Raw genomic sequence first — 10,267 nt, 5'->3', positions numbered from 1 at the left:
ATTCCACGATGTCGAACCCAAATGCCAACCCCAACGATGAGTGGGCGGCATACACCCCGAAACCATCCGAATACGACGAGTGGGGACAACCACAGCAGCATATGCCCACCCAGCAGTTCCCGGCGCAAAGTTGGGAACAGCAGCAGTGGAGCCAACCTGCGTACGCGCCGGCGCCCGGCCCACAAGAGCCGAAGTCATCGAACCGGGTGCTCTACATTATCATTGGCGTGCTCGCCGTTGCCCTCCTGGCGGTCCTTGGCGCGTTCGCCGCGTGGAGCTTTGGCGGATCGTCCAGCGGTTCCACAGAGCCGGTGACCTCCACTGTTGTGGAAACGTCGACGCGTGCTCCAGGTGGGGTCGCGACTGACGGCGCAAAGCCATCGGCGGCACCGTCGTCGGCGAAGCCAGACACTGACCGGAAGAACCGTACCTTCGGGGTTGGCGTGCCGGAAACGTCCGTCACAACTGAGGGCTTCGCGCGTGCCGTTGGTGATGATTTCCGCGCGTACTACGCGGAGCACGGAAAGACGCCGACTTCGCTGCGTAGCCTGAGCCCGAAGACCGGCCAGTACTACATGATGTCCTGCTCGCCAGCGCAGGGCGGTTTCCGCTGCACCGGCGGCAACAACGCCTCCGTCTTCATCAGCGAGCAGTAGAAGGAAACCGGGATGCAGCATTACAACCTGTACAAGACGCTCGAACTTGATCCGTCGGCTTCGAGCGAGCTGCTTGTCGACGAGCTCACGCAACGCCTCGACAGCGGTCTCACTTCCAACCCTGGTGGCGAGGAGGAATTGCGTCTGGCTCGGGAGATTCTGGGAGATCCGACTAAGCGCCAGATGTACGACTCTCGCTTGAAGGCCGACAGTGGCATGCCCATGAACGTGCAAAGCCTTCGGTCGCTGGCCGCCATGGCGTCACCGGCTGCAACGGCTGCACCGACCGCACCCGAAGCACCAGAAGCCCCCGAAGTTTCCGAACCAGCCGTTGTTCCCGGCTCTGGCGAAGGGGACAACACACCGGAGAAGTCGTTCGATGTGAAGCGTTGGTGGCCTATTGCTGCTGTTGTTGCGGGTGTGCTCGTCATTGCGCTGGTAGTTCCTCAGCTTGTTGGCGCTGGGCTGGGCTCGAGCGGACCTGAGAAGCTCGCCAACGAAATCGCCCAGCTTGATGAGGACGATAGGGCCGACTGGATGAATCAGCATGCCGCTGCTGGCCGTGCAGCGTTGCTTGAAAACAAGCTTGAGAACACGAGCATCGGATCATCCGACGATGCCGAGTACGTTGTGGGGGAGAGCTACGACCTGAAGGAGCTCGTCGCAAAGAAACAAGGTGACGATGCGTCGGAGAATACCGACTACCTCGACCGTCTTTACGGGTTGAGTGGGATCAAGGAGGCGCGACTCGTTGGGATCAACACGGAGGTGAAAAACAAGGACGTCCATGCGACATCGGTCAATACCCAACTGTTTCTGTTCGCTCGAGATGGCGGCGACTGGAAGCTCTACGACATCTTTGACTAACACGGCGAGAGAACGAGGAGATTGAACATGAATAAGACGAAAGCAATCGCACTTCTTGGAGCAGGGCTGTTGACAGTTTCGCTGAGTGCCTGTGGCGGCGCGGATGAAACCGAAACGGAAGTGCTTGACCCAACTAAGCACGCAACTACGGCTGCGGAATCCCTTAAGCCACAGTGGAACAACAACGCACGCATGGCCGTCGATCCGTTAGAGGCGGCGCCTGAAGCAGCACGTGACTTGCCAGAAACAAGGTCACTTGGGATCGACAACCTCGACGTGTTCAATCCGACATTCAATCAGGCGGTCCCTGCAAAACTCGCTGTCACATCCTGGGACAAAGAAACCCGTGCGCTCGATCTGGACACGGGAGCGTTGTACGACGTCTCCCCGAAGAAGTTCGATGGCTCTGAGGACAAACGTATGACCACGACGATGATGCTGGTTGCCGACGACGGGAAGACCAAAGGCGCCAGCTTTGTGAAGACTGTGGAGAGTACGCAGGGCCTACAAACGGAGAAGGTAAGCCTTTCGACGTTCCTCGACGATTTTGCATCCTTCGACGAGCCAACCCTCGCGGAAGTGGATTCGAAGAACCTCGATGCGAAATCCGCCCAAATCATCGCAGCGAGTGCGGAGAAGATCTATCTCGCGAACATTCCGGAGGCCGGCTCGAAGAAACAAATCGATGTCGTTGCGGTGGATATCGCCTCTGGCCAAGAAACAAGGCATGAGCACATCGAGACCAATGATTTCTTCGGCGTGATTGCACAGAGCGGGGAGCCCGTGCTGTATTACGCAAGCAACGATGGGGATTTGAGGCGCCGAAACCTAGAGTCGGGCGAGGACGTTGAGATACGTAAAGGTTTCGCACCCGAAGCCGTGTGGCGTATCGGCGACGATGCCCTTGTGTACGGCAAGGATACTGCGGAACAGGAGCGCTGTACCGATGAGCCAACGAAGCCTTGTGAAGCGAAATTCCTTTATGTCAGCGGTGGCAAGGCAGACGAGGCAATGAGCATGGAAACCAGAACCTACAGTTCTGTACCTGTGGTGCGGCGCAGCGGTGACGTCATTACGGCCATCTTCACCTCGCGAGCCGAGGGCATAGTAAAACTTCTCGTTCTGAAGCCCGAGTCTGGAGAAGTCCTGCTCGAATTGGGTAAGGATGAACTCAAGAAGTTGGACTTCGTCGACGCGATTTCGGACGGGGAGTCGATCTTTACCTACGACGGCAATCGAGCTTCCCCGCGCGTTGCTCAAAGCGATGTGAAGACTAAGGAACTTATCACCGCTGATGCGGATGTGTTCCCGATTGATTCACCGTCAGGGGCCCGGATTTGGGGCGTGAAGCGAGACGACGGGGATTGGTTCGAGGCCCGCGTCGCGGTCGAGGATTTAGACAAGTTCTAAACTAAGCGTCCTCGTCGCGCGATACCTGCGCGACGAGGCTGAGCATGCGCTCGGCGCGGCGATCCGGAAGGTCCGTATGGAGCACGTCCAAAACGGCATCGGCGATGGTGACGGAGGGGGCGGGCAGGGCGTCGTCGACAAGCGGGTATGGCGCCACGCCGGTGTTGTCGCGCATCTCGATGGCGGCGAGCGTCATGTGGAACGGTAGGTCGATGCGGGGGTCGTCGTCGCCAACGATCTGCGCTGCCAAATCGCGGAAGATACCCTCCAGGCGTTGGCGTGCCTCGTGGTACTCGTCAAACTCCTCCGACTCCAGCACAGGCAACTGGTAGAGCCGGCCCACGTTCCAATTCGAGGACAACAAGATACGGGTCTCGGCGGCGACGAGCGCCCAGAGCTTCACGGCTGCAGTTTCGTCGGTCTTGGCCAAGTCTGATGCGAGATCCAGCGAGGGCTGCAGCGTCCCCATGAGCAGCGTGAGGAAGATGTCGCGCTTGGAGGGGAAGTGGTAGTACAGCGACGCCTGACGGATGCCTACGGCGTCAGCAATGTCGTGAGTGGAGGTAGTTGCGAAGCCTTTGCGTGTGAAAAGCTCGGATGCGGCGTCGAGGATTTCGTCGCGGGCCGTTGCGCCTTTGCGCCGTGGGCTTTGCTTGCGTGGTCGTCCGACCGACTTCGCCATACCCTGCCTACCTTTCTGGGATACTCCACTACTTTAGAAGAAAAACACCCGCTCTCAACCCTCGCGGGGAGGGGAGTGCGGGTGCTTAGAGCCGAAGACTCTTACGCTGTCATCGTCAACCGGCTAATTAGCGGGTGGTGAACGGCAGAAGAGCCATCTCGCGCGCGTTCTTCACAGCGGTAGCGACCTGGCGCTGCTGCTGCGGGGTCAGGCCCGTGACGCGGCGGGAACGAATCTTGTGACGGTCGGAGATAAACAGACGCAGGGTCTCAATATCCTTGTAGTCGACGGTCTCGATGCCCTTTGCCTTCAGCGGGTTCTTCTTCGGGCGACGGGACTGCTCAATGCGCGGCTTACGCGAATTGTTGCGCTTCATAATTTGAGTCCTCCTTACCACGAAGACTTACGGACGCCAGGCAGCTCACCGCGGTGAGCCATCTCGCGCATACGGACACGGGAAACACCGAACTTGCGGAGGTAGCCGCGGGGGCGGCCGTCACGCGAGTCACGGTTGCGCACGCGCACCGGGGAGGCGTCGCGCGGCTGACGGTTGAGCTCAAACTGAGCGTCCAGACGATCCTCGTCAGAGGTCTCCGGGTTCTTGATGATTGCCTTGAGCTCGTTACGACGCTCCGCGTAGCGGGCGACGATCTCTTTACGCTGCTCGTTCTTAGCGATCTTAGACTTCTTCGCCATGGATTATCGCTCCTCGCGGAATTCGACGTGCTTGCGAACTACCGGATCGTACTTCTTCAGCGTGATGCGGTCCGGGTTGTTGCGCTTGTTCTTGCGGGTGACGTAGGTGAAGCCGGTGCCCGCGGTGGACTTCAGCTTGATGATCGGGCGGATATCGTTACGTGCCATTAGATCTTCTCACCTCGTGCACGGATCTGGGCGACGACGGACTCGATGCCGTCGCGGTCAATGATCTTCAGACCCTTCGTGGAAACGTTCAGGGTGATGGTACGGCCCTCGGAGGGCAGGTAAAACTTCCGCTTCTGCACGTTGGGGTTCCAACGGCGCGAGTGGCGGCGGTGCGAGTGCGAGACGGTCTTGCCGAACGACGGCTGACGTCCCGTGACCTGGCAATGTGCCGACATGGGTTTCTTCCTTACTCTTCTTACCGCCCACGACTCGATCACGATGTGAGGAAAGCGCCAGGTGAGAAGCGGTGTGAGGGTCCGCTACCGGCGCAAATGCAATCGGTTGACGTAGGCGTATATGTGTACTTCGACAACAGCGAGAGACAACCCTACCGTCTTTGCGCCATTTCTCATAATCGCGTTTTGCGTAGTATGACACCCGTGAATGAACCCACCTATCGGAGAATCGTCGCTCTCGACGTCGCTCGAGGTATCGCAATTCTGGGCACCTTGGCAACGAATATCTGGATCTTTGCCACCTGGCACCAGATGGACAGCGTCATGGAGCAGTATTTCGATCCGAACTTCACGCTCTGGGATGAGGTTCGCGCCGCTTCCACGAATGGAACTGCAGCAGAGGCCGCCGACGCGCTGTTCAATGCCGCAAGCGCGTTGGTCACGGACGGCAAGTTCCTGGGACTGCTCACCATCATGTTCGGCATCGGCATGGAGATCCAGCGCCAATCTGCAGCGAAACGAAACCAGCGCTGGCCCGGGCTGTACTACTGGCGCGCCATCCTCCTTGTGATCGAGGGCCTGCTGAACTACATCTTCATCTTCGAGTTCGATGTGTTGATGGGCTACGGCCTAACCGCGCTTGCGGTCGCGCCAATCATTGTGCGCAGCGAGCGTGTGCAAAAGGTGTGGATGTGGCTCGCGCTGAGCGCACATGTCCTTGTCATGTTGCTGTTCTCCGTGGGCACCTATCTGCTCAACAGCATCCCGCTCGACGAGATCGAGGGTGGCGAGGATATCCCCACGTTTGACCAGTCGTTTGCGCTCTACACCGCAACCGACAGCTATCCGGCGATGGTGCAGGCGCGTATCGACGACTTCTTCGGCGGCAGGTTCGAAATCCCAATCATGTTCGTGATGGGCATCGGTGTGTTTCTCCTCGCGGCCAGGTTGTACCGCGCTGGATTGTTCCAACCCGCCGGAGCGGGGTTGCGTCGCAAAGTAATGCTCGTCGGCCTTGGTGTTGGTATCCCGCTGGACTGGGGGCTGCGCTTGTTTGCCACCGGCGCATCTGCTTCGTTGACTCGCTACGTCACCTCGACGGTAGTGGCGTTCGGTGTCCTCGCGCTCATCGCGGCCTTCTACATCCGCCGCGACAACACGCTTGGTGTGGTGGGAACCGGTTTGGCTGCAGTCGGTCGCACCGCGCTGACGTGCTACATCCTGCAGAATGTGCTCGCCTCTGTGGTGTTCTACGACTTCGGGTTTGGTCTAGCCCGGTACGTAGAGGGGCCTGCCGGCACCTTGCTCGTGTGTGGGGTTTATCTCGCGTTGTGTGCGCTGCTTGTTGCCTTCAGCATGTTGTGGCTGAAGCGCTTCCAGCGTGGACCGTTTGAAATTGTCATGCACCGGGCTGTCGACATGGTTGCGGCTAAGCAACGACAAGCAGTGCAGCGGTAGCGGCAATGACGGTAACTGGTGCCAGGAGTAGGCCCCACAGGATGAACCCACGCCACGGTACTGGGGCCTTTGCGCGGCGGAGTTGATCTGCCCACAGCAGTGTGGCGAGCGATGCCCATGGGGTGATCACCGGGCCGATATTGACGCCGATCAGGAGCGCTAGCGCGCTGGCTGGATCGCTGACTGCGGGCTCGAGCATTAAAAACGCAGGGATGTTGTTGATTGCGTTCGCTGTGATCGCGCCAGCAGCTGCAATTGCAAAGGGGTGTGTGCCGGCGAGTTGCTGCATGGCGGACGAAATATCGCTGATCTGCAGGGCCAGTGTCGCCACCGCGGAGAAGGCAGTGGCAAGGCTGAGCGCCGACCACGGGATGAGTGGAGCAATGCCGCCGCGCCGTCCGGTCGGGCCCGCCGCACACCACATTGCGATGGCGGCGACGGTGCTCGTCAGCCAGTAGGGGATCGGGCTGAGGAGTGCGAGGACGGTGACGCCCAGCACCGCAAGGGCGTCCGTTGGGCGGGGGAGGATCGATGACGCTTCGGGCATAGGCTCGCCGGCTGCGCTGCGGTATATCGCCCGAGCCGCGTAGGACGCTGCCACTGCCACTGCCACTGCCACGGCTGCAGGGGCGGCGGCGAGTTTCACGTATTCACCGGTGGTGGAAAACGCGTCGCCTCCCACCGCCAGCAAATTCGTCAAGTTGGAAACCGGCAAAGGCATGGAGGCAAAGTTGGCAATCCACACCACGGAAAGCGCCACCGCCGGCACCGGAAGTCGGAAGCGGGAGGCGAGTTGCACCGCCAGCGGGGTCAGCATGATCGCAGTGGTGTCGAGCGAGAGGAACGCCGTTGCGGCGACACACAGTGCGAGAAACCCCGCCAGAACGATCTCTCTGCGCGACGTCGTGCGCTGCAACGCGCCAACCAGCCACTCGAAGGTGTGCACACGAGCAGCGAGATTGACGACGACAGACATGCCGGCCGCGAAACCCAGTACTGGAACAAGCCGAAGGGTAACTTCACCGGCGTCGTTCAGGGACACCGCGGCGAGCACAGCGAGACTGGCGATTGCGGCCAGCGGCAAAGAAAACGAGGAAAGCTTCATGGCGGAGTTGAGGGTAAGCGGTGGATGAGCAGGGCGGAGGTCGTCGATAGGCGAGTTGCAATGATTAGGTCGCAGCGTAAGTGAGCTGTATGCTATTTCGAGTTGTCCGGCAACCGTCGGATGAAAAGACCATTTCGCACCCAACTCGGGCACGATCCTTAATGTAAGGAACCGACCCGTAGTTCAATCCTGAGGGAGACGAATACTAATGAGGAAAGACATTCACCCGGATTACCACCCGGTGATTTTCCAGGACGCGAACACGGGCCACAAGTTCCTGACGCGCTCCACCCTGACTTCCGCACGCACCGAGCAGTGGGAGGACGGCAACGAGTACCCGCTCATCGTGGTTGACGTGACCGCAGAGTCTCACCCGTTCTGGACTGGCGCTCAGCGTCTCATGGACACCGCTGGCCGTGTTGAGAAGTTCAACCAGCGTTTCGGTGGCATGGCACGCCGCAAGAAGAAGTCCGCTAACTAAAGGGCGTAAAGGAGCACAATCATGGCAACCCCTAAGTTCAAGATGTCCCGCGCTAACACGCGCATGCGCCGTTCCCAGTGGAAGGCCAACAACCCTGACTTGGTCAACGTCAAGATCGACGGCCGCGAGGTGCAGATCCCGCGTCGTCTCGTTAAGGCGGCTCAGGCTGGCCTGATCGACGTCGAGCAGTTCTAAGCTTCCGCAAGGTAAAACTCGCGCAAAAATACCGGGTTCCCACAGGTGGGGCCCGGTTTTTTGATGCCGTTTTCACTCTTAGAGGAAAATAAGTCATAATATCCGCATGAAAATTCTCGTTGCCGATGACGAACAGGCTGTGCGCGAGTCACTGCGTAGGTCGCTTCGTTTCAACGGATACGACGTAGTCCTCGCCGTAGATGGTGAGGATGCGCTCGACCAGATCCGGTTAGAACAGCCGGATCTGACCATTTTGGACCTTATGATGCCAAAGCTTGACGGCCTCGGTGTCTGCCGTACGCTGCGTTCTTCGGGCTACGATGGCCCGATTCTTATGCTGACGGCGCGCGATGGTGTCGCGGACCGTGTGGCTGGCCTCGACGCTGGTGCGGACGACTACCTGCCCAAGCCGTTCGCGCTTGAGGAGCTGCTGGCCCGTGTCGGTTCGCTGCTGCGTCGCTCCCGTGCGGAGTCGCGCCATAGTGAGCAGAAGGATTCGACCACGCTGAAGTTCGAGGACCTGACCATGGACACCTCGACGCGTGACGTGTTCCGCGATGGCCGACCGATCTCGCTGACTCGTACGGAGTTTGCGTTGCTGCACCTGCTGATGCAGAACCCGCGCCACGTATTGGCCCGTCAGACCATTCTTGAGGAAGTGTGGGGCTACGACTTCCCAACCTCGGGCAACGCCCTGGAGGTTTACATCGGTTACTTGCGTCGTAAGACTGAGGCTGGCGGTGAATCTCGCCTTATCCATACTGTGCGTGGTGTGGGTTACGTGCTTCGGGAGACTGCTCCGTGATGTTGCGCGTCGCGTCTGGCGATGCCTATGAGACCCGCCTCGGGGCAGGTCATTCCTTGCGCCTGAAATTGGCGGTGCTGTCGGGCTTCATTGTCGCTGCCGCAGTTGGGTTAACGACGATGCTTGGCATGTGGCTGTCTACCAAAACCCACGAAGGCGTGTTGGATACTGAGCTGCGGAGCAAGACGTTGGGGATGGCTCGCCAGCTCGACGGGGCCTCGGAAGATCAGATCCGCTCTGAAATTGCGGCGTTTCGGCGATCAAACCCGTTGACAAGCATTGCGGTTTCAGGGGCAGACTCGAACCTGTTCTTGGGGGATCCGGTATCCATTTCAGGGCCGTATTTGCGTACGGAGAGCGGCGATGCGGTATCCGTGCGCTCAGTCAACGGTAAGCGTGTTGTTGTGCGCCAAACACCGGATGGGATGGTCGTTGCCGCATCTCGGACAGAGGATCCGTACGGTCGCATCTCTGGAAGCCGGGCGGCGGCAGCGCTGGTGGTTATCGGTGTCGGCAGCCTGGTGGCGTGGATTTCTGGTGCGTTCATTTCGGCGGTGGGCTTGACTCCGGTGCGCAGGCTGCACCGTGAGTTGGACAACGCTAACGAGTCGAGTGGGCCGCGTGAACTTCCGGTGGAGGGCGACGACGAATTTGCGGAGGTGACCTCTTCGATCAACGCCTTGGTGAGGTCGTTGGAGGAGTCCAAGAAGCGTCAGGCGCAATTGGTGGCGGATGCGGGCCATGAGCTCAAGACGCCGTTGACATCGATGCGCACCAACATTGAGTTGTTGATGATGTTGCATAACTCCGGCCGTCAGGACCAGATTTCGGCTGAGGACCGGGCCGATTTGGAACGTGATGTGCTTGCCCAAATGGAGGAGATGTCGATCCTGATCGGCGACCTGGTCGACCTTTCCCGCGACGAGTCGCATGAGACCGAGCCGGAGGATTTCCGCCTCGACGAGGTGCTCGAAGAGGCGCTGGACCGTGTGCGTCGTCGTCGCCCCGATGTGACGTTCTTGTTCCACGCCGACCCGTGGGTCATTCGTGGTGATCGTTTTGCCATGGGACGTGCGCCGATCAACTTGATCGATAATGCTGCGAAGTGGTCGCCGGAGGGTGGTGCAGTGCGTGTGTCGCTTAAGGCGGCGAAGCGCAACGCGGTGCTTATTGTCGACGACTCGGGCCCCGGCATCCCACCCGAGGAGCGCGAGAAAGTCTTTGAACGGTTCTACCGTTCCCCGGAGTCGCGCGCTATGCCGGGTTCTGGCCTGGGGTTGGCGATTGTGAAGCAGGTAATGGACCGCCACGGTGCGACAATCGTGGCGGAGGAGTCGGACGACGGTGGCGCCCGTTTCCGGGTGGTGTTCCCGGGACGTCCTCCGGAGGACGAGACGGCTGAGGATCTTATAGTCGAAGACGAGAACGAGACCCGCGTCATCCCGAAGAAAAGCTACAGCTAAACCCGTACAGAAAATGTACAGAAAACACTACGTTTCGTTTGGTGA

General features: G+C 59.6%; 14 protein-coding genes. 8 read left to right on the top strand and 6 right to left on the bottom strand.

From position 1 onward, the window contains the following. Nucleotides 1-8 precede the first annotated feature (8 nt). Genes HMPREF2734_RS10870 through HMPREF2734_RS10860 form a run of 3 tightly spaced genes read left to right on the top strand, consistent with a single transcriptional unit; the run spans nucleotide 9 to nucleotide 2,933 of the window. Nucleotides 9-656 (top strand): hypothetical protein, encoded by a 648-nt coding sequence (locus HMPREF2734_RS10870; protein ID WP_070570950.1) that lies wholly within the window; start codon nucleotides 9-11, stop codon nucleotides 654-656. 12 nt (nucleotides 657-668) lie between these two features. Continuing rightward, nucleotides 669-1,523, top strand: coding sequence for a J domain-containing protein (locus HMPREF2734_RS10865; RefSeq protein WP_070570949.1), 855 nt, complete (start codon nucleotides 669-671; stop codon nucleotides 1,521-1,523). A 27-nt stretch (nucleotides 1,524-1,550) separates the two neighbouring features. After that, nucleotides 1,551-2,933 (top strand): hypothetical protein, encoded by a 1,383-nt coding sequence (locus HMPREF2734_RS10860; protein ID WP_070570948.1) that lies wholly within the window; start codon nucleotides 1,551-1,553, stop codon nucleotides 2,931-2,933. Nucleotide 2,934: 1 nt separating this feature from the next. Here HMPREF2734_RS10860 and HMPREF2734_RS10855 read toward each other — a convergent pair whose 3' ends face one another. From HMPREF2734_RS10855 to rpmB, 5 genes are all read right to left on the bottom strand, one after another. After that, complete coding sequence (locus tag HMPREF2734_RS10855) at nucleotides 2,935-3,615, bottom strand: TetR/AcrR family transcriptional regulator (protein WP_070570946.1); 681 nt, start codon at nucleotides 3,613-3,615, stop codon at nucleotides 2,935-2,937. A 127-nt stretch (nucleotides 3,616-3,742) separates the two neighbouring features. Continuing rightward, the gene (rpsR, locus tag HMPREF2734_RS10850) at nucleotides 3,743-3,994 is read right to left on the bottom strand and encodes a 30S ribosomal protein S18 (RefSeq protein WP_180950003.1); all 252 of its coding nucleotides are present in this window, start codon (nucleotides 3,992-3,994) and stop codon (nucleotides 3,743-3,745) included. Between the two features lie 11 nt (nucleotides 3,995-4,005). Continuing rightward, nucleotides 4,006-4,311: a 30S ribosomal protein S14 gene (rpsN, locus tag HMPREF2734_RS10845; RefSeq protein WP_034999472.1), complete on the bottom strand. Its 306-nt coding sequence runs from the start codon at nucleotides 4,309-4,311 to the stop codon at nucleotides 4,006-4,008. A 3-nt stretch (nucleotides 4,312-4,314) separates the two neighbouring features. Continuing rightward, nucleotides 4,315-4,479 (bottom strand): 50S ribosomal protein L33, encoded by a 165-nt coding sequence (gene rpmG / locus HMPREF2734_RS10840; protein WP_006841072.1) that lies wholly within the window; start codon nucleotides 4,477-4,479, stop codon nucleotides 4,315-4,317. After that, complete coding sequence (gene rpmB, locus HMPREF2734_RS10835) at nucleotides 4,479-4,715, bottom strand: 50S ribosomal protein L28 (protein ID WP_042409504.1); 237 nt, start codon at nucleotides 4,713-4,715, stop codon at nucleotides 4,479-4,481. Before rpmB ends, rpmG begins: the two co-directional genes overlap by 1 nt. 204 nt (nucleotides 4,716-4,919) lie before the next feature. Between rpmB and HMPREF2734_RS10830 the strand changes: the two genes are divergently transcribed. Further along, nucleotides 4,920-6,173, top strand: a complete 1,254-nt coding sequence (locus HMPREF2734_RS10830; protein WP_168163620.1) for a DUF418 domain-containing protein — start codon at nucleotides 4,920-4,922, stop codon at nucleotides 6,171-6,173. On the opposite strand, the gene HMPREF2734_RS10825 is transcribed toward HMPREF2734_RS10830, so the two are convergent. Beyond that, nucleotides 6,145-7,278, bottom strand: coding sequence for an SLC13 family permease (locus HMPREF2734_RS10825; protein ID WP_070570942.1), 1,134 nt, complete (start codon nucleotides 7,276-7,278; stop codon nucleotides 6,145-6,147). The genes HMPREF2734_RS10830 and HMPREF2734_RS10825 overlap by 29 nt on opposite strands. Before the next feature lie 208 nt (nucleotides 7,279-7,486). Between HMPREF2734_RS10825 and HMPREF2734_RS10820 the strand changes: the two genes are divergently transcribed. From HMPREF2734_RS10820 to HMPREF2734_RS10805, 4 genes are all read left to right on the top strand, one after another. Beyond that, complete coding sequence (locus HMPREF2734_RS10820; protein WP_070421427.1) at nucleotides 7,487-7,759, top strand: type B 50S ribosomal protein L31; 273 nt, start codon at nucleotides 7,487-7,489, stop codon at nucleotides 7,757-7,759. Nucleotides 7,760-7,780: 21 nt separating this feature from the next. Beyond that, a complete protein-coding gene (gene rpmF / locus HMPREF2734_RS10815; protein WP_070421426.1) occupies nucleotides 7,781-7,954 on the top strand; it encodes a 50S ribosomal protein L32 in 174 nt (57 codons plus the stop codon). 106 nt (nucleotides 7,955-8,060) lie between these two features. Then, on the top strand, nucleotides 8,061-8,759 hold the full coding sequence (locus HMPREF2734_RS10810; protein WP_070421425.1) for a response regulator transcription factor: 699 nt from the start codon (nucleotides 8,061-8,063) through the stop codon (nucleotides 8,757-8,759). Then, the gene (locus HMPREF2734_RS10805; protein ID WP_070570940.1) at nucleotides 8,759-10,222 is read left to right on the top strand and encodes a sensor histidine kinase; all 1,464 of its coding nucleotides are present in this window, start codon (nucleotides 8,759-8,761) and stop codon (nucleotides 10,220-10,222) included. Before HMPREF2734_RS10810 ends, HMPREF2734_RS10805 begins: the two co-directional genes overlap by 1 nt. The last annotated feature ends 45 nt before the right edge of the window (nucleotides 10,223-10,267 follow it).

This window comes from Corynebacterium sp. HMSC055D05 (genome assembly GCF_001810365.1).
GTDB lineage: Bacteria > Actinomycetota > Actinomycetes > Mycobacteriales > Mycobacteriaceae > Corynebacterium > Corynebacterium coyleae.
The sequence above is the reverse complement of the archived record's forward strand: the minus strand, read 5'-3'. Positions and strand labels throughout refer to the sequence as shown.

Excerpts from the sequence above, each read along its gene's own strand:
- rpmG (WP_006841072.1), bottom strand. The coding sequence starts at position 4,479 with ATGGCACGTAACGATATCCGCCCGATCATCAAGCTGAAGTCCACCGCG.
- HMPREF2734_RS10860 (WP_070570948.1), top strand. The coding sequence starts at position 1,551 with ATGAATAAGACGAAAGCAATCGCACTTCTTGGAGCAGGGCTGTTGACA.
- rpmF (WP_070421426.1), top strand. The coding sequence starts at position 7,781 with ATGGCAACCCCTAAGTTCAAGATGTCCCGCGCTAACACGCGCATGCGC.
- HMPREF2734_RS10810 (WP_070421425.1), top strand. The coding sequence starts at position 8,061 with ATGAAAATTCTCGTTGCCGATGACGAACAGGCTGTGCGCGAGTCACTG.
- HMPREF2734_RS10805 (WP_070570940.1), top strand. The coding sequence starts at position 8,759 with ATGTTGCGCGTCGCGTCTGGCGATGCCTATGAGACCCGCCTCGGGGCA.
- HMPREF2734_RS10870 (WP_070570950.1), top strand. The coding sequence starts at position 9 with ATGTCGAACCCAAATGCCAACCCCAACGATGAGTGGGCGGCATACACC.
- HMPREF2734_RS10820 (WP_070421427.1), top strand. The coding sequence starts at position 7,487 with ATGAGGAAAGACATTCACCCGGATTACCACCCGGTGATTTTCCAGGAC.
- HMPREF2734_RS10825 (WP_070570942.1), bottom strand. The coding sequence starts at position 7,278 with ATGAAGCTTTCCTCGTTTTCTTTGCCGCTGGCCGCAATCGCCAGTCTC.
- rpsN (WP_034999472.1), bottom strand. The coding sequence starts at position 4,311 with ATGGCGAAGAAGTCTAAGATCGCTAAGAACGAGCAGCGTAAAGAGATC.
- HMPREF2734_RS10855 (WP_070570946.1), bottom strand. The coding sequence starts at position 3,615 with ATGGCGAAGTCGGTCGGACGACCACGCAAGCAAAGCCCACGGCGCAAA.
- rpmB (WP_042409504.1), bottom strand. The coding sequence starts at position 4,715 with ATGTCGGCACATTGCCAGGTCACGGGACGTCAGCCGTCGTTCGGCAAG.
- HMPREF2734_RS10865 (WP_070570949.1), top strand. The coding sequence starts at position 669 with ATGCAGCATTACAACCTGTACAAGACGCTCGAACTTGATCCGTCGGCT.